Here is a 19,010-nt window from a genome sequence, read left to right on the forward strand (position 1 = left end):
AGAACAGCCCGCCGCGTGTGCCTTTGGGAGCCTGAGCCCCGCCCAGGTCAAAACACGCGCTGGATCCAGCCGTGCTTGTCTTCGGCGCGGCCGTTCTGGATGTCGAGCAGGGCCGACTTCAGGCGGGTGGTGGTTGGGCCGGCTTCGCCGTTGCCGATCGCGGCTTCGAAGCCGTTGCCCTTGACCTTGCCGATCGGGGTGACGACGGCGGCGGTGCCGCAGGCGAAGGCCTCGGTCAGGCGGCCGCTGGCGGCGTCCGCCTTCCACTGATCGATCGAGTACGGCTCTTCGCGCACGGTGATGCCCATATCGCGCGCCAGCACGATCAGCGAATCGCGGGTGATGCCCGGCAGGATGGTGCCGGTCAGCGGCGGGGTCTGGATCGAACCGTCTTCGAACACGAAGAAGATGTTCATGCCGCCCAGTTCCTCGACCCACTTGCGCTCGACGGCGTCCAGGAACACGACCTGGTCGCAGCCCTGGCGCGTGGCTTCGGCCTGCGCCGCCAGGCTGGCGGCGTAGTTGCCGCCGCACTTGGCGTCACCGGTGCCGCCGGGTGCGGCGCGGATGTAGTTTTCGGAGACCCACAGGGTCACGCCGGCGGCGCCGCCCTTGAAGTAATTACCGGCCGGCGAAGCGAACACGCAGAACAGGTATTCGGCGGCAGGACGCACGCCCAGCGCCGCTTCGGTGGCGATCATGAAGGGGCGCAGGTAGAGCGCCGCACCTTCGGTTTTCGGAATCCATTCGCGGTCGGTGCTGACGATGGCGTGGACGGCTTCCAGGAACAGCTCGTCCGGCAGCGGCGCCATCGCCAGGCGGGTGGCCGAGTTGCGGAAGCGGCGCGCGTTGGCGTCAGGGCGGAACAGGGCGGCGCCGCCGTCTGGCTGCGGGTAGGCCTTCAGGCCTTCGAAGATCTCCTGGGCATAGTGCAGCACCATCGTCGACGGATCGAGCGGCAGCATGCCGCGCGCTTCGACCTTGCCGTCGTGCCAGCCGCGGCCTTCGGTGTAGCGGATCGTGACCATGTGATCGCTGAACGCGCGGCCGAAGCCCGGGTTTTCGAGCAGCGCGGTGCGCTCGGGGGTAGGAAGGGGCATCAGGCTTTGCTGGATCGACAGGGTCGATGGACCAAATTTGTTCATACAATCTCCGAAAAACGAAAGTGCGCGACAGTGCGCTAGTGCGTCGTCAGGCTGTATTATCGATGAAACACGGCATTTTGACAGCGTAATGTTCGCCCGGCCGGGTGAAAGATTGCGCTTGACTCGCGTCCATAGGGAGAAAACGTGCTTCAATCGATCGCCAATGCTTCCACATCAAGCGCTGCACCAGCCTTGCCGCCCATGGGGCCCGCTCTGGTACTTCGGGTCCTGTCCAAGCGCCCGCGCCCCGCCCAGGCAAGCGCGCCCGGTCCCTTGACCTCCAGCTTCACGCTGCCCGCCATCGACGCCGCCCATGTCGCGCGTTACGCCGCAGCGCTTGGTTTCGCGCCCGGCGCCGTGCCGCTCACCTGGTGGTACCTGCCGGTCCAACGCGCCCACATGACGACCATGCTCACGGATGCTTTTCCGTACCGGCTGGCCGGCATCGTCCACGTCGAGAACGAACTGGTGGCGCATGCGGCGCCACCTGCAAACACGCCGATTCGGCTCGATACCCGCATCGACATCCTGCCGCCGACCAGTTCCGGCGCGGTCTATTGCGCACTCGAGACGGCCGGCAGCGCCGGCGGCGAGCGCATTTTTACCTGCACCAGCAAGTACCTGGCCGTGCGCGGCCAGCGTTCCGGGAAAGGGGCGCGCCAGGTCCCGGCCGTCCAGCCCGGCAGCGTGATCGACAGCTGGACGCTGCCGCCGTCGAGCGGACGCGCCTACGCCCGCGTCTCCGGCGACTGGAACCCGATCCACCTGACGCGCTGGAGCGCGCGCCTGCTGGGCCTGCCTGCACCGATCATCCACGGCATGCATTCGGTGGCCCGCAGCTGCGCGGCACTCGAAGCCGCGGCGGGGCGGCGGGTGAGTGCGATGTCGGTGCGCTTCACGGCGCCGGTGCCCTTGGGCTCGACCGTCGTGCTGACGAGCGGTAACGCGCCCGGACGCTATGCGCTGTCCTGCGGCGAGGCACTGGCGGCGGAGGGGGCGTACACCCTGGCCTGAAAAATTGCAGGGCCGAAAGTAAAGACGCGGAAAGCCTCGTACAATGGCCTGTATCTCCATCCACAGACCACCGGGAACGACATGAACGACCACCAGGGAAGACCCATCCACGAACTGACGATGACGGTCCTGATGACCCCCGACATGGCCAATTTTTCCGGCAACGTCCATGGCGGGACCATCCTGAAATTCCTCGACAGCGTGGCGTACGCCTGCGCCAGCCGCTATTCGGGCTCCTATGTCGTCACACTCTCGGTGGACCAGGTGATGTTCCTGCAGCCGATCCACGTCGGCGAACTGGTGACCTTCCTGGCCTCGGTCAACTACACGGGCACCAGCTCGATGGAGATCGGCATCCGCGTCGTCACCGAGAACATCCAGGCGCGCACCCAGCGCCACGCCAACAGCTGCTATTTCACGATGGTGGCGGTGGACGCCAACCGCAAGCCGCAGGCGGTGCCGCCGCTGGTGCCGGAGACGGAAGAGCAGAAGCGGCGCTTCGAAAAGGCCGAGGAACGCAAGGCCTCGCGTAAAGCGCTGCACGGCAGGAAGCCCTGAACTTTCCATGCGAAAACGTGCTTTGCTGCCGAGTCTGTTTTCGTTCACACAATAGACGAGTTGTTTACCCACGCCTGAGTTTTCCAAATACACTTGACCAATCACATTCCTACAAATGTGAGCGGAGAACACGCACCCGCAGCGGCAAGCGGGCGACATCATAGGTATTCACACGGAGAAGACTCATGGCACGTCAAGATACTCGCGCATCGCACTCGTTCAGCATCTGCCTGGCCGCCCTTGTGGCGGCCGGCGTCTTCGGCAGCGCCCAGGCCGCCGCACCCGATACCACCCGCGTCATCGTGGCCTTCAAACCCGGCGCCAAGGCGGCGCTGAAGGGCGTCGTCAGCGCCGCCAAAGGCTCGGTCAAGCACGAGATCTTCGGCATGAACGCGATGGCGATCGAGGTTCCGGCCGTGGCCTTGAAAGGCCTCGAGAACAATCCGAATGTCGAATACATCGAAGAGGACGTGATCCGCAAGCCCTTCGCCCTGACCACGCCGTCGACCGGCACGCCGTATGCGAGCGGCCAGCTGGTCCCCTACGGCATCAAGCTGGTGCAGGCCGACCAGCTGTCCGACAGCGCGGCGGCGAACCGCAAGGTCTGCATCATCGATTCCGGCATCGACCGCAACCATGAAGACCTGTCGGGTAACAACCTGACCGGCGAATACGACGCCGGCACCGGCTGGTGGTACACCGACGAAAACCACCACGGCACCCACGTCGCCGGCACCATCGCCGCGATCAACAACAGCGGCGTCGGGGTGGTCGGCGTCAACGCGAACAAGCAGCTGAAACTGCACATCGTGAAGGTCTTCGGCGCCGATGGCTGGGCCTATTCCTCGACCCTGGCCTCGGCCGCCAACAAGTGCGGCGCGGCCGGCGCCAACGTGATCTCGATGTCGCTGGGCGGCGGGCGCAAGAGCACGACCGAGCAGAAAGCGTTCGACTCCCTGTACGCGAAAGGCGTGCTGAGCGTCGCGGCGGCCGGTAACGACGGCAACCGCGTCGTGTCCTATCCGGCCGGCTATGCCAGCGTCGTGATGGTCGGCGCGCTCGACGAGAACAAGCAGTGGGCCGACTTCTCGCAGTACAACAGCAAGGTCGAACTGTCCGGCCCCGGCGTGAGCGTGCTCTCGACCGTGCCGACTGGCGCCGGCATCGACGCCGCCCTGGCCGTGGGCGGCACCAGCTACGCCGCCGGTGCGATGGAAGGCTCGCCCCTGAAAACGGCGACCGCGCCGCTGGCCGACTTCGGCCTCGGCGACAAGGTCAATAGCGCCGTCTCGGGCAAGGTCTGCCTGATTCAGCGCGGCACGATCGACTTCGCGGTCAAGGTGCAGAACTGCCAGAGCAGCGGCGGCGTCGGCGCGGTCATCTACAACAACGTGGCCGGCGCCTTCGGCGGCACGCTGGGCACCACCGTGACCGGCATCCCTTCGGTCACGGCCTCGGACACCGACGGCGCGGCGATGAAAGCCAAACTGGGCCAGAGCGCGACCGTGACCGTCAAGGCCAGCAACTACGCCTATTACGACGGCACCTCGATGGCGACGCCGCACGTCTCGGCCGTTGCCGCGCTGGTGTGGAGCTACTTCCCGACCTGTACCGCGGCCCAGATGCGCACCTCGCTGGACAACAGCGCGCTCGACCTGGGCACGGCCGGCCGCGACACCAAGTACGGCTATGGACTGGTGCAGGCCAAGGCGGCCTACGACCGTATCAAGTCGCTGGGCTGCGGTAAGTAATCGGCTCGCCCGAAGCGATACAAGGAAGGACGCTTCGGCGTCCTTTTTTCTTGTCGCCGGCATGGTATAAACGGGTTGTCGCATCGATCCCGACCACGAGGCCTGCCTGATGATCACCCTTTTTCACTGCGTCGCCGCGCGTTCCTTCCGGCCCCTCTGGGCGCTGGAAGAACTGGAGCTCGCGTATGAATTGAAGATGCTGCCGTTCCCGCCGCGCGCGCTGGACCGCGGCTACCTGAGCGTCAACCCGCTGGGCACCGTACCGGGATTCTTCGACGGCGAGCTTCGCATGACGGAGTCCAGCGCGATCTGCCAGTACCTGGCGGCGTGTTATGGCGAGGGCCGCTTCGACGTGGCGCCAGGCGAGCCGGAATTCGGCGCCTACCTGAACTGGCTGCATTTCGGCGAGGCGACGCTGACCTTCCCGCAGACGCTGATCCTGCGCTACGGACGCTTCGAGGCGCCTGAACGCCGCGCGCCACAGGTGGTGACCGACTACACGCGCTGGTTCCTGGGCCGGCTGCGCACGCTGGAGCCTGTCCTCGAGGGCCGTACATACCTCTGCGGCGAGCGTTTCACGATGGCCGACATCTCGGTCGGCTACGCGCTGCTGCTGGCGGACTATCTGGGCCTGGCGGACGAATTTGCGCCGGCGCTTGCGCGCTACCTGGCGCGCCTGAAGGAGCGCCCGGCGTTTCGCCGCGCGCAGGAAGCGGAAGCGGCGGCGGCCCGCGAGCAGGGCGTCAGTACGTTGCCGGCGCCACTGACACTCCCATAAGCCCGGCTTACTCCAGGTTTTCGTGGTGGTTGGTGGCGCCACGCTTCCAGTAAGCCGACACCCGCATCGCCTCTTTCGGCAGGGCCTTCTCGCGCACCAGCACCTCGCGCAGGCGTTTCACGGCCTGCGCCTCGCCGGCGGCCCAGGCGAAGCCGTCGCCAGGCGGCAGCGTCAATGCGCTCACGGCTTCGGCCAGCGCGTCGCCATCCTCGATCCAATGCACCTCGGCCGCGCCGGCGAAGGGCAGGCGATCGCTCTCGGGCGCAGCGGCCACCACGATCCCGCGCGCGTTTGCCGGCAGTTCTTCCAGGCGGCGCCGCATCGCCGGCAGCGCGCTCAGGTCGCCCGCCAGCAGGTGCCAGTCGTAGTCGAGCGGGATGATCATCGAGCCTCGCGGGCCGCCGATGATGGCCTGGTCGCCCGGCTGCGCGCGGCGCGCCCAGTTCGCGCAAGCGCCGTCGCCGTGCAGCGCGAATTCGATCGTCAGCTCGCGCGCTTGTGCGTCGAAGCGGCGCGGCGTATAGTCGCGCCGCACCTCCTCGCCGTCCGCGCCCGCGAACATGAATTTCACGTGGTCGTCGAAGGAAAGCGAGAGGAAGCCGGCAAGCGAGTCGGCGTGGAAGGTGATGGCCTTGAAGTGGGCGCCGAGCGGCTCCACGCGCGTGACGACGACTTCGCGCCGATGCAGTTCGTAACGTACGCGCCGGATGGTCCTGCCATGAACCTGTTCCATATGGATCCTGAATTTGGTTGATAATGTCCCCTATTATGAGAAAACCCGTTGATAAAGTCAACCAAAACCGTGTGCCCTCGGGGCAGGACGTGTTCGAGGCCATCCATTCCATCATGCACCTCTACCGTGCGCGCCAGATGCGCGCGCCCGCCGATGCCGATGCCGATGCGGAGGCCGCGCTGACCCACATGGAAGGCAAGGTGCTGGGCTTTTTTGCGCGCCATCCGGATGCGACGCTGAGCGACCTGGTCGCGCATTCGGGGCGCGACAAGGCCCAGCTGACGCGGCTGATCCGCGCGCTGCGCGACCGGGGATTACTGGAGGCGCGCGCCGACGAGGCGGACCGGCGCAGCACGCGCCTGCGTCTCTCCGCCAGTGGCGAAGCGCTGCACGCGCTCCGGCATCGCCACGGCGCGGCGGCGGCCGAGGAGGCGCTGGCGGGCGTGCCGGACGCCCAGCGCGCCAGCTTGCTGGCCTTGCTGGAACGGGTGCGCGCCAACCTCGACGCGACCGGCAAGGATTGAATCAGCGCGCCGGCGGGATACTGCGCAGGTAGGCCAGCAGGTCGCCGACCTGCTTCGCATCGCTCATGCCCCAGAAGCGCATCTTGGTGCCCGGAACCAGGTCGCCAGGCGCATCGAGGAAAGCGGCCAGGGTCTTGTCGTTCCAGACTATGCCCGACTTCACCATGGCCGTCGAATAGCGGAAATCCGGCGTGCTGCCGGCGCGGCGGCCGATCACGGCGTTGAGTTGCGGGCCGAAGCCGGCGCGCGCCGAGGGCCCGACGGCGTGGCAGGACGCGCAGCGCGAGGCGAACAGGCGCTGGCCGTTGGCCAGGTCGGCGGCGCTCGCGGCGAAGGGCGCGCAGGCGAGCAGGAAGAGGGCGATGGTGTTCATGACGCGTCGTCGGGCGGCAGCGGGCGCGCACCGGGCTGGGATCCGGGTGCCCAGGCGCGCAGGAAGGTCGCAACGGCGAACTGGGCGTCCTGTTCGACCTGGCCAGGGCCCGGTCCCGCGCCCTGGTCGAATAACACGCGCTCGAACCAGGGCGCTTCCAGCAGGGCCTTGAATTGCTGGGCGGCGCGGTGCGCGTCGCCGCGCTGCAGGCTGCCTGCATCCATTTGCGCGCGCAGGCAGGCGGCCAGCGCGGCATTGATACGCGCCGCGCCCAGGTCGCGCCAGCGCGGATCGAGCTCGATGCGGCCGGCCGCAGCCACCAGCACGCGGCGCAGGGTGCACACGGGCGCGGACAGCGCAAAGGACAGGTAGGCGTCGGCGAAGCGCTCGAGCGTCGCGCCGATGTCCGCATCGTGCGCGGCAAGCGCCGCCTGCACGGCGCCGACGCCGCGCTCCGTGGCTTCCTCGGCCAGCGCCGTGAGCAGCGCTTCCTTCGAGGGGAAGTAGCCGTACACCGTGGTCTTCGAAAAGCCGGTGCGCGTACCGATGTCGGACATTGCGCTGCGCTCGTAGCCCGACTCCTGGAAGACCTCGGCGGCCGCGGCCAGGATGGCGGTGCGCCGCGCTTCGGTTTTCTTCATCGCGCGCTTACTGGACGCGCGTGACGCGCGCCGTGCTGTTGTGGCCGACGATCTGCAGGAAGTAGGCGCCCAGCAGGCCGCGCGAGACTTGCGCCTTCGGGTTGGTCAGCACGGGGAGAACGGCGTCGCCGTCAACGACGCGCCATACCTGGCCGTTGGCCAAGCTGATGCGGGAGCCGACAGACCAGCCGTCGATCTTGCCGGCCACCGTGCTGTGGATGGTCTCGGCCTGCACTTCCTTCTTCTGCACGGCGGGCCGCAGGCCGAAGCTTTGCTCCGGGGTGGCGGCGACGGCGGGTGCAGCGGCGGGTGCGACAGCGGTTGCGGCAGCCGGTGACGCGGCGACGCGCGCGGCGCCGACCGGCATCGCGTCGTAGCAGGCGAGGCGGCTGGCGGCGTCGGGGAGGGCGCGGCATTTCAGGACGGCGGCGTCGTCGGCCAGGGCGGAAAGGGGCAGCAACAACAGCAGGGACAGGGCTTGTTTCATCGGCTGGTTCCGGAAAAGGACGTACCGGGCCGGGACGGCGCGGCTGCGCCGATTATACCCATGTCCCGGTTCGCATCTTTCCCTGTGCTCAGGCCGCCATCGCCGGTACGGCCGCCAGCTGCCGGTTCACGGCCGAGAGCACGGCCTTGAACGAGGCGGTGACGATGTTGCTGTCGATACCGGCGCCGAACAGCGTCGGGCCGCTCCCCACGCGCAGCTCGACATAGCAGGCCGCCCGCGCATTCGCGCCCGAGCCGATCGCGTGCTCGTGGTAGTCCATCAGGCGCACGTCGAGACCGAGGGCATTGACGAAGGCGTCGATCGGACCGTTGCCGCTGCCGCGCAGGGCGCGCTGCACCTTGCCGTCGATGGCGCTGACTTCGACCTGCACCGGTTCGCTGGCGGCCGTATTTTCGCTCATGCGGTGCGAGACATAGCGGTACGGCGCTTCCTGTTCCAGGTACTCGCGCGCGAACAGGGCGTGGATGTCGCCGGCGGCGATTTCGCGGCCGCTGCTGTCGGCCAGTTGCTGCACCACGCGCGAGAATTCGATCTGCAGGCGCCGCGGCAGCTGCAGCCCGTATTCCTGCTCCAGCAGGTAGGCCATGCCGCCCTTGCCGGACTGGCTGTTCACGCGGATCACGGCGTCGTAGCTGCGTCCGAGGTCGGCCGGGTCGATCGGCAAATAAGGCACTTCCCAGATGCCGTCCTTCGGCTGCACGGCAAAACCCTTCTTGATCGCGTCCTGGTGCGAGCCGGAGAAGGCGGTGAACACCAGGTCGCCCGCATACGGATGGCGCGGGTGCACCGGCAGCTGGTTGCACTCCTCGACCAGCTGGCGCACGCTGTCGATGTCGGAGAAGTCCAGGCCCGGGTGCACGCCCTGGGTGTAGAGGTTCAGGGCCAGCGTGACCAGGTCGACGTTGCCGGTGCGCTCGCCGTTCCCGAACAGGCAGCCTTCGACGCGGTCGGCGCCGGCCAGCACGGCCAGTTCGGCCGCCGCCACCGCGGTGCCGCGGTCGTTGTGCGGGTGGACGCTGATGACGAGGGAGTCGCGCCGCTCCAGATGGCGGCACATCCATTCGATCTGGTCGGCGTAGACGTTGGGCGTGCTCGCTTCGACAGTCGAGGGCAGGTTGACGATCATCGGGTTGGAGGGCGTCGGCTGCCACACGGCGCTGACGGCGTCGACGATGCGCTTCGAGAATTCCAGCTCGGTGGTCGAGAAGGATTCGGGCGAGTATTCCAGGCCCCATTGCGTCTGCGGGTGCTGCGCCACCAGCTCCTTGATCAGGCGCGTGCCGTTCACGGCGATCTGCACGATCTCTTCCTGTTCCATGCCGAACACCACACGGCGGAACACGGGCGCCACCGAGTTGTAGATGTGGACGATGGCGCGCTTCGCGCCGGCCGCCGACTCGACGGTGCGGCGGATGAGTTCGTCGCGCGCCTGGGTCAGGACGATGATGGTGACGTCCTCGGGAATGCGGTCTTCCTCGACCAGCATGCGCACGAAATCGAAGTCGGTCTGGGAGGCGGACGGGAAGCCGACCTCGATTTCCTTCACGCCGATCTTGACCAGCATCTCGAAGAAGCGCAGCTTCTTCTCCGGGCTCATCGGCTCGATCAGGGCCTGGTTACCGTCGCGCAGGTCGGTGCTCATCCAGATCGGCGGATGGGTGATGGTCTTGCCGGGCCACAGGCGGTTCTCAAGCGCGACGGCGGGGAAAGGACGGTATTTGGCGGATGGGTTGTTCAACATGTTCGTACTCCTGCTAAGTCTTTGGATGCCGGGATCGGCGCGGGAGTGGCGAGAGGCTGCCGGACGGGCCACGAGACGCTAGGCCCGGCAACCGATCGGTAGTTTTAGCAGTAGACGAACGTAGGCACGGGCTGCGATCGGCAGCGAGTGGGACAAGGAGATGGAGTGCTGGAATTCGAACATCGGTGCAAACTTCCTGTGACTACTTTGAACACCGGCAGGGCCGGAACGCGAGGGAAAATCAGGCGCGTAGTAGTAGCGCTAGCGATAGGACGCTGGCGTTTGGCAGGACAGTCGACAGATGCAGTTGGGAGGTCATTGACTTGACTCTAGCCGCGAAGCTGCAAGCCTGTCAAGCGTTTGTTGTGCAGCGCATCACGGTTGCTGCGGTTGGGTCAGAAAGATCCAGGCGACGGCAATCACTACTGTGCCGGTGGCCGTGATGCAGGTCCAGGTATAAAACCAGGCCGACAGCAGCGTCGCCTGCAGGGCCCGCTCGACGAGGAAGCCGAGCGCGAAATCGAGTACGGTGAGGAAGGACCAGCGGCGCATGTAGACCGGCAGGTACTTGCTCATGCGGCGGTTGTGCTGGGTAGCGGCATGGCGTTCGATGGCCGTGCGTGCGCCGCCGACGTCCTGGAACAGCCAGTCGAAAAAGATGAAGCGGTAGAGCAGGGTGCGAAAGCGCAGCTCGGCGCCGGCGCCGCCTGGGTGCTGGGTCGTCATGGAACTCCTTCGGGCGGCGCATCGTGTACCCTGTGGCGCCGCATGCTTCGCTCCAGTATGCCGCAAGCCGCCGCGGCGCCGCGCACGGACCCGCTGGGCAAAGCGGCCGCATCCGGCTAGGATGCTGCCTTTGCCCTCGTCATTCGCTTCATGTCCCACGCTTCTCAAGCCACGCTGCGCCCCGTCCGTGCCGCCGATCTCGACGCGGTCCTGCAGGTGCAGGCGGCCTGCTATCCGCCGGCGATGCAGGAGCCGGCAACGGTCGTAGCGGCGCGCATCGAACAGGCCGGCGACACCTCCTTTGTCGCGGTGCACCAGAATGGTGCAATCCTGGGGTATGTCTTCGCCTACCGCAGCCGCCTAGGCGCGGTGACGCCGCTGGACGCGCACTTCGAGGTCGATCCGCAAGGCGATGCGCTTTACCTGCACGACCTGGCGGTGGCTCCCGAAGCCACGGGCCTCGGCCTGGCCCGCAGGCTGGCGGCGCAGCTGCTGGCGCAGGCGCGCGACACGCGCCTGGACTGGTGCGCCCTGGTCTCGGTGCAGGACTCGCGCGGCTTCTGGGAGCGGCTCGGCTATCGCGTTGCCGGGTGCGATACGCACGCTGCGCGCGCTGCGCTGGCCACCTATCCGGAGCCGGCCCTGTACATGACGCGTCCTGCTCATCCTTGATATCATGCCCCTTTTGGCGCCGCCCGTTCAGCGCGCTACGTCACATCTAGAGGATTGCATGAAGAAGACCCTGGTAGCGGCAGCGCTACTTTCCGCATCGAGCCTGGCATTGGCCCAGGAAGTCGTGAAGATCGGCCACTCGGCCGCCGTGACCGGTCCGGTCGCGTATTTCGGCAAGGACACCGAGAACGGCGCGCGCATGGCGATCGAAGCCCTGAACGCGCGCGGCGTCAGCATCAAGGGCAAGAAGGTCCGCTTCGAACTGGTGGCCGAGGACGACGGCGGCGATCCGAAGCAGGCGACCAGCGTCGCCCAGAAGCTGGTCGATGCGCGCGTCAACGGCGTGGTCGGCCACGAAACCTCCGGCACCACGATTCCGGCCTCGAAGATCTATCACCAGGCCGGCATCCCGCAGATTTCGCCTTCGAGCACCAGCCCGAAATACACCCAGCAAGGCTTCAATACGGCCTTCCGTGTGGTGGCCAACGACATCCAGCTCGGCCGCGCCCTCGGCCACTACGCCGTGAAGGACATGGGCGCAAAACGCGTCGCCGTGATCGACGACCGCACTGCCTACGGCCAGGGCCTGGCCACCGAATTCGGCAAGAGCCTGCAGCAGCAGGGCGCGCAGGTGGTGGCGCGCGAGTTCACGCATGACAAGGCAACCGACTTCAATGCGATTCTGACCAAGATCCGCGCGACCAAGCCGGACCTGGTCTTCTTCGGCGGCATGAGCGCCGTGGCCGGCCCGATGCTGCGCCAGATGAAGCAGCTCGGCCTGAACGTCAGGATGATGGGCGGCGACGGCATCTGCTCGGACGAGATCCACAAGCTCTCCGGCGGCGCCATGCTTGATAACCAGGTGTTCTGCGCCGAGGCGGGCGGTGTCGATGCGGCAGGCCGTGCAGGCCTGGATCGATTCCGTGCCGATTACAAGAAGCGTTTCGGCATCGACGTCCAGATCAACGCACCGTATGCCTACGACGCCGTGATGACGATGGCCGAAGCGATGAGCAAGGCCGGCTCGACGGCGCCGGCGCAGTACCTGCCGGTGCTGGCGAAAATCCAGTACAAGGGCGTCACGGGTCCGATCGCCTTCGACGCGCGTGGCGACATCCGCGACGGCACCATCACCCTCTACACCTTCAAGGGCGGGCGCCGCACGGTGCTGGCCGTCACCAAGTAATCACCGCATCTCACTGCGCCAAGGCATCGAGCAGCGCCAGGGCGATCCTGGCCTGCTCGGACTGCGCCATGTCCGTGTTGTTCAGCAGGACCACCGCGCGCCCATCCTCGGGCGCATAGGCCAGCAAGCTCTTGTAGCCGCCCATCACACCGCTTTCCCATGCCAGGGTGGCGTTCCCTACCTGCTTCACGCGTCCACCCAGCGCATACTCTTCCGGTGCATGCTGCACGGACATCAGTTCGCGCCGCGAGGCGGCGCTCAGCAAACGTTCGCTGTAGACCAGGTCCGCAATCTTCACGAGGTCCTGCGCGCTGCTGTAGACCGTGCCGGCAGCGGCGGCCATCGGCGGCGCGGCCGGCATCTTGCGCGCCGTCCGCTCGCTGCCGTAGGCCAGGGCCAGGCGCGGCGTGCCGGCCGGGTCCAGGCTGGCAAAGCCGGTCTGGCGTACGCCGGCCGGCTCGAGCACCAGGCGCACGACCGCACGCGTGAAGGGTTCTCCGGTGACGCGCTCGACGATGCCGGCAACGATCACCCAATTGGTCGACGAATAGTCGAAGCGCGTGCCCGGCGCGAAGAGTAGCGGCCCGCTGCCGAAGCGCAGGGCCGCTTCCCGGGCCGGGATCATCAGGCGTTCGAGGCCGGGATCGCGCTTGAGCGCCAGCGTCAGCCCGCGCTCGATGCCGCTCGTGTTCGACAGAAGGTGGCGCAGGGTCACCGCGCGGCTGGCCGCAGGCAGTTCCGGCAGCCAGGTCGTAATCGGCTGGTCGAGGTCCAGCTTGCCCTGTTCGGCCAGGCGCAGCACCGTCACCGCCGTGATCCACTTCGAGACCGAGCCGACCATGAAGGGCGTGTCCGCGGCGAAGGCGGCCGGCGTCTCGAATTGCGCCTGGCCCCAGGTCTTGACGACCGGCGCGTCGGCCCGGCTGGCCCGTACCAGCACCACGCCGTTATAGCCGGCCGGAACGTGGGTGTCGAGGATACTGGCCGTCGGCTTCCCGGGAGGCAGCCCGGCGCAGGCGGAGAGGGCGGCCAGCAGGGCGAGTGACAGGCAGCGACGGCGCAGCGGCGCGCAGGAAAGGCGGGACATGGGCATCCTCAATGTTTTGGCAGGCAACAGAGTAGCGTAAATATCTTGCCAAGGCTGCAAGCTGCCGACGCCTGTTGCTGATTTGCAGCGTTTTCACGGTGCGCGTCCTTGACCCGCCGAAACGGGCCACAGTGGCGCTACACTGGCGGCAGCGCATGCGTCCAGCACGGACGGCAGGCGCCCACATCGCTGGAGGACAGGCAGGATGAAGAAACAGCAGGCATCGATCGATGGACCGGCCTCCGCCAAGGCCGCGGAGGTCGATCCGGCGCAGCTGCAGAACCTGTGGACCCTGGTCGACAACCTGGACGCGCTGTTCTACGTGAAGGACCGGAAAGGGCGCTACCTGTTCGCGAACAAGGCGCTGGCCGCGGCCTTCGGCACCGATCCGGCCAGCGTGGTCGGCCAGACCGATGCGCCTTTCGTGGACGTGGCCGTCTCCGATATTGCCGCCACCGACCGCCAGGCACTCGACAGCGGCGAGAAGGTCGACGCCGAGGAAGTGGTGTGCATGCGCGATGGCAGCTGCCGCAGCTTTCGTACCGTGAAGATTCCCCTGTTCGATGCCCGCGGCCGCGTGCGCGGGCTGTGCGGCATCTCGACCGACGTCACCGACCAGCGCCGCGCCGTGGACCAGCTCATCGAGCGCAACGACCTGCTCAACACCATCCTGTCGAACGTCGATGCCGCCATCTACCTGAAGGACCAGCAGGGCCGCTACATGTACGCGAACGGCCCGGTGCTGGCCCTGTATGCGCGCGAGCTGCCCGACCTGATCGGGCGCACCGACCGCGAGCTGATGCCGCCCGAGATCGCCGCGCGGGTGGTCGAATATGATGCCCAGGTGTTCGCCGGCGAAGGGGACGAAGTGCGCGAGGAGACCATCATCGGCGCCGACGGCTGCAAGCACCATTTCCGGTCGCGCAAGGTAGCGCTGCAGCTGCCTGGACATCCGGTCTGCCTGATCGGGTTCTCGACCGAGATCACCGAGCTGCGCGGCCTGCGCACCCGGCTCGAGCACGAACGCATCACCGATTCGCTCACTGGCCTGGCCAACCGCGGCATGTTCGAGTCTTCGCTCGAGGAGCAGCTGGTGATGGCGGCGCTGCACGGCACCCGGCTGGCCGTCGTGATCATCGACTTCGACGGCTTCAAGTACATCAACAACAATTACGGCCAGGGCATCGGCGACCAGCTGATCCAGCTGGTCGGCCAGCGCCTGCAGCAGTGCAACGTGGCGCTGGGCAGCCTGGCGCGCCTGTCGGGCGACGAATTCGCCTTTACCCTGCCGCGCGCCGCCACGATCGAGGAAGTGGCGCGCCAGCTGGAGCAGATTCGGGCCTTCCTGGCCCAGCCCTATACGCTGCTGCGCCAGCCCCTGCACCTGACCTTCAGCGCCGGCATCAGCCTGTCGAACGCCAGCCAGTACGGCGCGGCCGAGCTGCTCGGGCGCGCCGAGGCGGCCATGTACTCGGCCAAGGACAACGGGCGCGACCAGTACCGCTTCTATTCGCCCGAACTCGGGACCACGGTGGCGCGCCGGGTCGAACTCGAACGCGACCTGCGCGCCGCCATGGGTACGAGCGAATTCGCGCTGCATTACCAGCCGAAGATGCGGCGCGACGGCAGCATCGCCGGCTTCGAAGCCCTGATCCGCTGGAACCGGCCCGGCGTCGGCCTGGTCGCCCCCGATAACTTCATCCCGCTGGCCGAACAGCTGGGGCTCCTCCTGCACCTGGGGCGCTGGGTGATCGAGCAGGCCTGCCGCCAGATCGCGGCCTGGCGCGACGCCGGCCTGGGTACGATCCCGATCGCGGTCAACCTCTCGACCAGCCAGCTGACCAGCGCCACGCTGCCCGACTATGTGTTCGACCTGATGCGCGAGCACGGCATCGATCCCGGCTGCCTGGAGATGGAGCTGACCGAATCGATGATGATGTCCGATCCGGATCTGGCCATTGCCATTCTCAACCGCTTGCGCGATGGCGGCGTGGCGCTGTCGATCGACGATTTCGGCACCGGCTTCTCGTCGATGTCCTACCTGCGCCAGCTGCCGGTGAACTACCTGAAGCTGGACCGCTCGTTCGTGCGCAACGTCGCCAGCGACACCAAGGACGCGGACCTGTGCGCCGGCATCATGGCCCTGGCTCACAAGCTCGACATGCACGTGGTGGCCGAGGGTGTCGAGACGCTCGAGCAGCACGAGAAGCTGGCCGCCTGCGATTGCGACCTGTTCCAGGGCTTCCTGTTCAGCCACCCGATGCCGGCGGCGATGGCGACCGAGTTCCTGCGGTCTCGCCACTGAGCGCCACTAGGCCGTCACCTTGGCTCCAGGAGCTGGTTGAGGAAGTCGACCGCTTCGACGGCGCCCATCTTCGCCGCCGCCTCGCGGATCGGCATGCCGGCCGCGTCCACCGACCGCGGGTCGGCGCCATGCCCGATCAGCTGGCGCATCATCTCGACGCGGTTGAACATGGCCGCGATCGTCAAGGCGGTCTTGCCGTTCGGGCCGGCCGCATCGACCACCGCCCCGCGCTCCAGCAGCAGGGCCGCCACGGCGGCATCGCCCTTGAAGGCGGCGCCCGCGAGCGGAGTCTGGCCGGCGTCGTTCAGCAGTTCCGGATCGGCGCCGTGCTCGAGCAGCACGCGCGCCGTCTCCAGGTGGCCGTGGTAGCAGGCCAGCATCAAGAGGCTGTCCCCGCGCTCGTTGCGCAGGTTCGCGGGCAGGCCCTGGGCCAGCAGGTCGGCCAGCGGCGCGGTTTCGCCCGTGCGGGCATACTGGAACACCCTGCGGGCGAAGTCGAGGGTGTCGTCATCAAGTTGCATCATATCTCCTTCAACGCTGTGCAACGGCCCCTTGCGGCCGCAACATCGGATACGGATTGATCGCCCCATCCATCTCGTAGATCCCGTAATGGAGGTGCGGCGGCGTCCCCTTGGCATTGCCCGTCGTGCCGACGTAGCCGAGAATGGTCCCTGGCCGTACGCGCTGGCCCTTGTCGATATCGGCATAGCGGTCCAGGTGCGCATAATAATGCCGCTGGCCGCCCGGCCCCAGGACCCAGACCACCTGTCCGCCGAGCCGGTTGGTCCCCACGCGCAGGACGATCCCTTCGGTCGCGGCCAGCACCGCCGTACCCCGTTTCGCGAAAATGTCGATGCCCTCGTGCCTGCGGCCTTCGCTGCGCGCGCCATGCCAGGTATCGCGCAACTGGCGCGGCGCGACGCCGCGCACCGGCACCGGCAGCGAGGCCGGCACCGGCATCGCCGCCAGCCGCATCGCGTACAGCATCTGCTTGATGTACGGGCCGAGCAGCGCATAGCCGCCCAGCAGCAGGGCGGCGAGGAGGGCGCTGCGGATCAGGATACGCATGGAGCCTCGGAGATCGGCGCGGACGCCGGACGTCACGATGCGAACGCCCGCAGCTCAAACGGGACGTTCGCCGGAATACAGGCGCCCCTCGGGAGCGCGCTGCGCGGGTTTATTGTTCCTTGCCCATCACGTCCTGGTCCAGGCTGTGGCCGAGGCCACCCTGCGCGTTTCCGCTGCCTGATCCGCTCTGCTTGTTGCCGCTCTGGCTGCCGCCCTGGCGGCTTTGATTGTCCTGGCTGCCTTGCTGCCGGCCGCGATTCGAACGGGTGCCGCGGCCGAGGGCCGGCGTGGTGTCGCCGTCGTCGGCATCGTCAAGCTCCGCGGACTGGCGGTTGCCGGCGCGGTTGCCGCTGTCGGAGCTGGACGGCATGCCGATGCCGCCGTCGCGCGTGCCCGTGTTCAGGTTGCCCGTCGTGCCCGTGATGCCGGCGCTGCTCGTGCCCACGCCGGTCAGTTCATCGTAGTTGCGGCCCTTCGTGCCCTTGCCCTTGTTCTCTGCCATGGCTGCCTCCTGCTTGTCGGTGAATGGTTCCTTGATGGTAACCCCGCACTGTGGAGCGACAATAGGCGCATGGGAGGGGGCCTTGTAGGAGGAGTCGGACGCGATCTCATCCTTATCATGGCGCGCACGATTGAGCGAAGCGGGCTTGCGTTGCGGTCCCCGGTGCTTTACTCGACCGCCTGGGCATTGCATACTGCTTGCTCTTATGACCATCTTTCCGGAGAAATTCGATGTCGTACATGTTGCTGATCCACGAAGCCGTCGGCCAGCGCGCCACCCGCACGGAAGAGGAAGGGCGCGCGCTCTACGACCGCATGCTGCGCTTCGGCGACACGCTGCGCGAGGAGGGCGTGCTGCTGGGCGCGCAATCGCTGGCGCCGCAGAGCCGTGCGACCCGGGTGCAGGTGGCCGGCGGCAAGACCAGCGCCGTCGACGGCCCTTTTGCCGAGGCCAAGGAGATGATTGGCGGCTTCTTTCACGTCGACGTCGCCACCCACGAGGAAGCCGTGGCCCTGGCCGCGCGCTGCCCGGCGGCCGAATGGGCGACGGTCGAGGTGCGGGCACTGGCACCCTGTTACGAGTCCTGAATAACTATTTTTGCGCGGCGTGTCGAATTCGGGCCGCCCCCTTCGTCGTGTGCATGTAGACGGTAGAAACGCGGCAGGGGCCGCGTCCCGTTCCTCGAGGAGACCAGCATGCGTTACATGATCATCGTCAAAGCCACCCCCGAGTCCGAAGCCGGCTGCATGCCGGGCGAAGACCTGCTCGCCGCCATGGCCGACTACCACGGCGAACTGGCCCGCGCCGGCGTCCTGCTCGACGCCAACGGCCTGCACCCGAGCAGCCAGGGCTGGCGCATCCGCTACCAGGGCAAGGAGCGCAGCGTGATCGACGGCCCCTTCACGGAGTCGAAGGAAATGATCGCGGGCTATTCCATGATCAGCGTGCGCAGCCCGGAAGAGGCGCTCGAGTGGGCGCGCCGCTTCCCGAATCCGCGCGGCGAGGGGCTCGACGCGGAAATCGAGGTGCGCCGTGTCTTCGAGCTCGAGGACTTCCCGCAAACCGAGACCCTGGAACGCTTCCGCGAGCTGGAAGCCGGTTCCGTGGTCCAGCCGCAGTCCGCGGCCTGAGGAGCGGCCCATGACGACCATCCTGTTGCTGCTTGCGACCCTGGCCGCGATTGCCGCGTTCGCGGCCTGGCGCCGTCCGGACACCTTCCGGATCGAGCGCAGCCTGCACATCGACGCGCCGCCGGAGCGGATCGAGGCCCTGATCGGCGACCTGCGCCGCTTCAATACCTGGAACCCATTCGCCAAGGGAAAATCCCTGACGCTGAGCTACAGCGGCCCGCAGCAGGGAGCCGGCGCCGCCTACGAATTCGCCGGACCCGGCGCTGCCGGGCGCGGTCGGCTGGCGATCGTCGATGCCGTGCCGGGCAAGGTGACGATGCAGCTGAGCATGGCGGCGCCGATCCGCTGCGAGAACACCATCGAATTCCTGCTCGCGCCGGGTGTGCAGGGCACCGGAGTGACCTGGGTCATGTACGGACGCAGCTCCTTCGTCGCCAAACTCATGGGCTTGCTGTTCGATTCCGACCGCATGTGCGGCCGCGAGTTCGAAGCCGGGCTGGCGGCCCTCAAGGAGCAGGCCGAAGCGGCCTCTTCGGCCAAAGCGGCCTGAAACAACAACGGATAAGGA

The 19,010-nt window shown here is 67.3% G+C and carries 22 protein-coding genes; 11 read left to right on the forward strand and 11 right to left on the reverse strand.

Going from position 1 to position 19,010, the window contains the following annotated elements; genetic code table 11:
• Nucleotides 1-47: 47 nt before the first annotated feature.
• Nucleotides 48-1,145, reverse strand: a complete 1,098-nt coding sequence (locus C2862_RS06260) for a branched-chain amino acid aminotransferase (RefSeq protein WP_136219245.1) — start codon at nt 1,143-1,145, stop codon at nt 48-50.
• 144 nt (nt 1,146-1,289) lie between these two features.
• On the opposite strand from C2862_RS06260, the gene C2862_RS06265 reads away from it, so the two are divergent.
• The 4 genes from C2862_RS06265 (at nt 1,290) to C2862_RS06280 (ending at nt 5,246) form a co-directional block, all read left to right on the forward strand.
• A complete protein-coding gene (locus C2862_RS06265; protein ID WP_136219246.1) occupies nt 1,290-2,159 on the forward strand; it encodes a MaoC/PaaZ C-terminal domain-containing protein in 870 nt (289 codons plus the stop codon).
• A gap of 81 nt (nt 2,160-2,240) precedes the next feature.
• Nucleotides 2,241-2,717 (forward strand): acyl-CoA thioesterase, encoded by a 477-nt coding sequence (locus C2862_RS06270; RefSeq protein WP_136219247.1) that lies wholly within the window; start codon nt 2,241-2,243, stop codon nt 2,715-2,717.
• Between the two features lie 185 nt (nt 2,718-2,902).
• Nucleotides 2,903-4,468 (forward strand): S8 family serine peptidase, encoded by a 1,566-nt coding sequence (locus C2862_RS06275; RefSeq protein WP_136219248.1) that lies wholly within the window; start codon nt 2,903-2,905, stop codon nt 4,466-4,468.
• A gap of 109 nt (nt 4,469-4,577) precedes the next feature.
• Nucleotides 4,578-5,246: a glutathione S-transferase family protein gene (locus C2862_RS06280; RefSeq protein ID WP_136219249.1), complete on the forward strand. Its 669-nt coding sequence runs from the start codon at nt 4,578-4,580 to the stop codon at nt 5,244-5,246.
• Between the two features lie 7 nt (nt 5,247-5,253).
• Here C2862_RS06280 and C2862_RS06285 read toward each other — a convergent pair whose 3' ends face one another.
• Complete coding sequence (locus tag C2862_RS06285; protein ID WP_136219250.1) at nt 5,254-5,979, reverse strand: siderophore-interacting protein; 726 nt, start codon at nt 5,977-5,979, stop codon at nt 5,254-5,256.
• Between the two features lie 35 nt (nt 5,980-6,014).
• Between C2862_RS06285 and C2862_RS06290 the strand changes: the two genes are divergently transcribed.
• Complete coding sequence (locus C2862_RS06290; RefSeq protein ID WP_136219251.1) at nt 6,015-6,503, forward strand: MarR family winged helix-turn-helix transcriptional regulator; 489 nt, start codon at nt 6,015-6,017, stop codon at nt 6,501-6,503.
• A gap of 1 nt (nt 6,504) precedes the next feature.
• Here the strand turns inward: C2862_RS06290 and C2862_RS06295 are convergent, their stop codons facing one another.
• The 5 genes from C2862_RS06295 to C2862_RS06315 form a co-directional block, all read right to left on the reverse strand.
• Nucleotides 6,505-6,876 carry a cytochrome c family protein gene (locus C2862_RS06295; protein WP_136219252.1) on the reverse strand — a complete coding sequence of 124 codons (372 nt, stop codon included), beginning with the start codon at nt 6,874-6,876 and terminating at the stop codon, nt 6,505-6,507.
• Nucleotides 6,873-7,517 carry a TetR/AcrR family transcriptional regulator gene (locus C2862_RS06300; protein ID WP_136219253.1) on the reverse strand — a complete coding sequence of 215 codons (645 nt, stop codon included), beginning with the start codon at nt 7,515-7,517 and terminating at the stop codon, nt 6,873-6,875. The genes C2862_RS06295 and C2862_RS06300 overlap by 4 nt, the downstream gene beginning before the upstream one ends.
• A gap of 7 nt (nt 7,518-7,524) precedes the next feature.
• Nucleotides 7,525-8,004 (reverse strand): hypothetical protein, encoded by a 480-nt coding sequence (locus tag C2862_RS06305; protein ID WP_136219254.1) that lies wholly within the window; start codon nt 8,002-8,004, stop codon nt 7,525-7,527.
• A gap of 88 nt (nt 8,005-8,092) precedes the next feature.
• Nucleotides 8,093-9,766: a 2-isopropylmalate synthase gene (gene leuA / locus C2862_RS06310; RefSeq protein ID WP_136219255.1), complete on the reverse strand. Its 1,674-nt coding sequence runs from the start codon at nt 9,764-9,766 to the stop codon at nt 8,093-8,095.
• Between the two features lie 375 nt (nt 9,767-10,141).
• Nucleotides 10,142-10,492, reverse strand: coding sequence for a hypothetical protein (locus tag C2862_RS06315; RefSeq protein ID WP_136219256.1), 351 nt, complete (start codon nt 10,490-10,492; stop codon nt 10,142-10,144).
• A gap of 150 nt (nt 10,493-10,642) precedes the next feature.
• Here C2862_RS06315 and C2862_RS06320 point away from each other — a divergent pair, with 150 nt between their 5' ends.
• Together C2862_RS06320 and C2862_RS06325 are read left to right on the forward strand one after the other, a co-directional pair.
• Nucleotides 10,643-11,164 carry a GNAT family N-acetyltransferase gene (locus C2862_RS06320; RefSeq protein ID WP_136219257.1) on the forward strand — a complete coding sequence of 174 codons (522 nt, stop codon included), beginning with the start codon at nt 10,643-10,645 and terminating at the stop codon, nt 11,162-11,164.
• Nucleotides 11,165-11,222: 58 nt separating this feature from the next.
• Entirely contained in the window at nt 11,223-12,350 is a 1,128-nt protein-coding gene (locus tag C2862_RS06325; RefSeq protein ID WP_136219258.1) for a branched-chain amino acid ABC transporter substrate-binding protein, read from the forward strand.
• A gap of 10 nt (nt 12,351-12,360) precedes the next feature.
• Here the strand turns inward: C2862_RS06325 and C2862_RS06330 are convergent, their stop codons facing one another.
• Nucleotides 12,361-13,437, reverse strand: a complete 1,077-nt coding sequence (locus C2862_RS06330; RefSeq protein WP_168710014.1) for a serine hydrolase — start codon at nt 13,435-13,437, stop codon at nt 12,361-12,363.
• Between the two features lie 205 nt (nt 13,438-13,642).
• Here C2862_RS06330 and C2862_RS06335 point away from each other — a divergent pair, with 205 nt between their 5' ends.
• Entirely contained in the window at nt 13,643-15,742 is a 2,100-nt protein-coding gene (locus C2862_RS06335; protein WP_136219260.1) for a bifunctional diguanylate cyclase/phosphodiesterase, read from the forward strand.
• Between the two features lie 14 nt (nt 15,743-15,756).
• Here the strand turns inward: C2862_RS06335 and C2862_RS06340 are convergent, their stop codons facing one another.
• The 3 genes from C2862_RS06340 to C2862_RS06350 form a co-directional block, all read right to left on the reverse strand.
• Nucleotides 15,757-16,263, reverse strand: a complete 507-nt coding sequence (locus C2862_RS06340; protein WP_229467312.1) for an ankyrin repeat domain-containing protein — start codon at nt 16,261-16,263, stop codon at nt 15,757-15,759.
• 10 nt (nt 16,264-16,273) lie between these two features.
• Nucleotides 16,274-16,810, reverse strand: a complete 537-nt coding sequence (locus C2862_RS06345; protein WP_136219262.1) for a M23 family metallopeptidase — start codon at nt 16,808-16,810, stop codon at nt 16,274-16,276.
• A 109-nt stretch (nt 16,811-16,919) separates the two neighbouring features.
• Nucleotides 16,920-17,312, reverse strand: a complete 393-nt coding sequence (locus tag C2862_RS06350) for a hypothetical protein (RefSeq protein ID WP_136219263.1) — start codon at nt 17,310-17,312, stop codon at nt 16,920-16,922.
• 230 nt (nt 17,313-17,542) lie between these two features.
• Here C2862_RS06350 and C2862_RS06355 point away from each other — a divergent pair, with 230 nt between their 5' ends.
• From C2862_RS06355 to C2862_RS06365, 3 genes are all read left to right on the forward strand, one after another.
• Complete coding sequence (locus C2862_RS06355) at nt 17,543-17,899, forward strand: YciI family protein (protein WP_136219264.1); 357 nt, start codon at nt 17,543-17,545, stop codon at nt 17,897-17,899.
• Between the two features lie 108 nt (nt 17,900-18,007).
• A complete protein-coding gene (locus C2862_RS06360) occupies nt 18,008-18,442 on the forward strand; it encodes a YciI family protein (protein ID WP_136219265.1) in 435 nt (144 codons plus the stop codon).
• A 10-nt stretch (nt 18,443-18,452) separates the two neighbouring features.
• On the forward strand, nt 18,453-18,992 hold the full coding sequence (locus tag C2862_RS06365; RefSeq protein ID WP_136219266.1) for an SRPBCC family protein: 540 nt from the start codon (nt 18,453-18,455) through the stop codon (nt 18,990-18,992).
• The last annotated feature ends 18 nt before the right edge of the window (nt 18,993-19,010 follow it).

It is taken from the genome of Massilia sp. Mn16-1_5, assembly GCF_004798585.1.
In the GTDB taxonomy this organism is placed as follows: domain Bacteria; phylum Pseudomonadota; class Gammaproteobacteria; order Burkholderiales; family Burkholderiaceae_D; genus Telluria.

Excerpts from the sequence above, each read along its gene's own strand:
- C2862_RS06260 (WP_136219245.1), bottom strand. The coding sequence starts at position 1,145 with ATGAACAAATTTGGTCCATCGACCCTGTCGATCCAGCAAAGCCTGATG.
- C2862_RS06270 (WP_136219247.1), top strand. The coding sequence starts at position 2,241 with ATGAACGACCACCAGGGAAGACCCATCCACGAACTGACGATGACGGTC.
- C2862_RS06275 (WP_136219248.1), top strand. The coding sequence starts at position 2,903 with ATGGCACGTCAAGATACTCGCGCATCGCACTCGTTCAGCATCTGCCTG.
- C2862_RS06280 (WP_136219249.1), top strand. The coding sequence starts at position 4,578 with ATGATCACCCTTTTTCACTGCGTCGCCGCGCGTTCCTTCCGGCCCCTC.
- C2862_RS06285 (WP_136219250.1), bottom strand. The coding sequence starts at position 5,979 with ATGGAACAGGTTCATGGCAGGACCATCCGGCGCGTACGTTACGAACTG.
- C2862_RS06290 (WP_136219251.1), top strand. The coding sequence starts at position 6,015 with ATGAGAAAACCCGTTGATAAAGTCAACCAAAACCGTGTGCCCTCGGGG.
- C2862_RS06295 (WP_136219252.1), bottom strand. The coding sequence starts at position 6,876 with ATGAACACCATCGCCCTCTTCCTGCTCGCCTGCGCGCCCTTCGCCGCG.
- C2862_RS06300 (WP_136219253.1), bottom strand. The coding sequence starts at position 7,517 with ATGAAGAAAACCGAAGCGCGGCGCACCGCCATCCTGGCCGCGGCCGCC.
- C2862_RS06305 (WP_136219254.1), bottom strand. The coding sequence starts at position 8,004 with ATGAAACAAGCCCTGTCCCTGCTGTTGTTGCTGCCCCTTTCCGCCCTG.
- leuA (WP_136219255.1), bottom strand. The coding sequence starts at position 9,766 with ATGTTGAACAACCCATCCGCCAAATACCGTCCTTTCCCCGCCGTCGCG.
- C2862_RS06315 (WP_136219256.1), bottom strand. The coding sequence starts at position 10,492 with ATGACGACCCAGCACCCAGGCGGCGCCGGCGCCGAGCTGCGCTTTCGC.
- C2862_RS06320 (WP_136219257.1), top strand. The coding sequence starts at position 10,643 with ATGTCCCACGCTTCTCAAGCCACGCTGCGCCCCGTCCGTGCCGCCGAT.
- C2862_RS06325 (WP_136219258.1), top strand. The coding sequence starts at position 11,223 with ATGAAGAAGACCCTGGTAGCGGCAGCGCTACTTTCCGCATCGAGCCTG.
- C2862_RS06330 (WP_168710014.1), bottom strand. The coding sequence starts at position 13,437 with ATGTCCCGCCTTTCCTGCGCGCCGCTGCGCCGTCGCTGCCTGTCACTC.
- C2862_RS06335 (WP_136219260.1), top strand. The coding sequence starts at position 13,643 with ATGAAGAAACAGCAGGCATCGATCGATGGACCGGCCTCCGCCAAGGCC.
- C2862_RS06340 (WP_229467312.1), bottom strand. The coding sequence starts at position 16,263 with ATGCAACTTGATGACGACACCCTCGACTTCGCCCGCAGGGTGTTCCAG.
- C2862_RS06345 (WP_136219262.1), bottom strand. The coding sequence starts at position 16,810 with ATGCGTATCCTGATCCGCAGCGCCCTCCTCGCCGCCCTGCTGCTGGGC.
- C2862_RS06350 (WP_136219263.1), bottom strand. The coding sequence starts at position 17,312 with ATGGCAGAGAACAAGGGCAAGGGCACGAAGGGCCGCAACTACGATGAA.
- C2862_RS06355 (WP_136219264.1), top strand. The coding sequence starts at position 17,543 with ATGTCGTACATGTTGCTGATCCACGAAGCCGTCGGCCAGCGCGCCACC.
- C2862_RS06360 (WP_136219265.1), top strand. The coding sequence starts at position 18,008 with ATGCGTTACATGATCATCGTCAAAGCCACCCCCGAGTCCGAAGCCGGC.
- C2862_RS06365 (WP_136219266.1), top strand. The coding sequence starts at position 18,453 with ATGACGACCATCCTGTTGCTGCTTGCGACCCTGGCCGCGATTGCCGCG.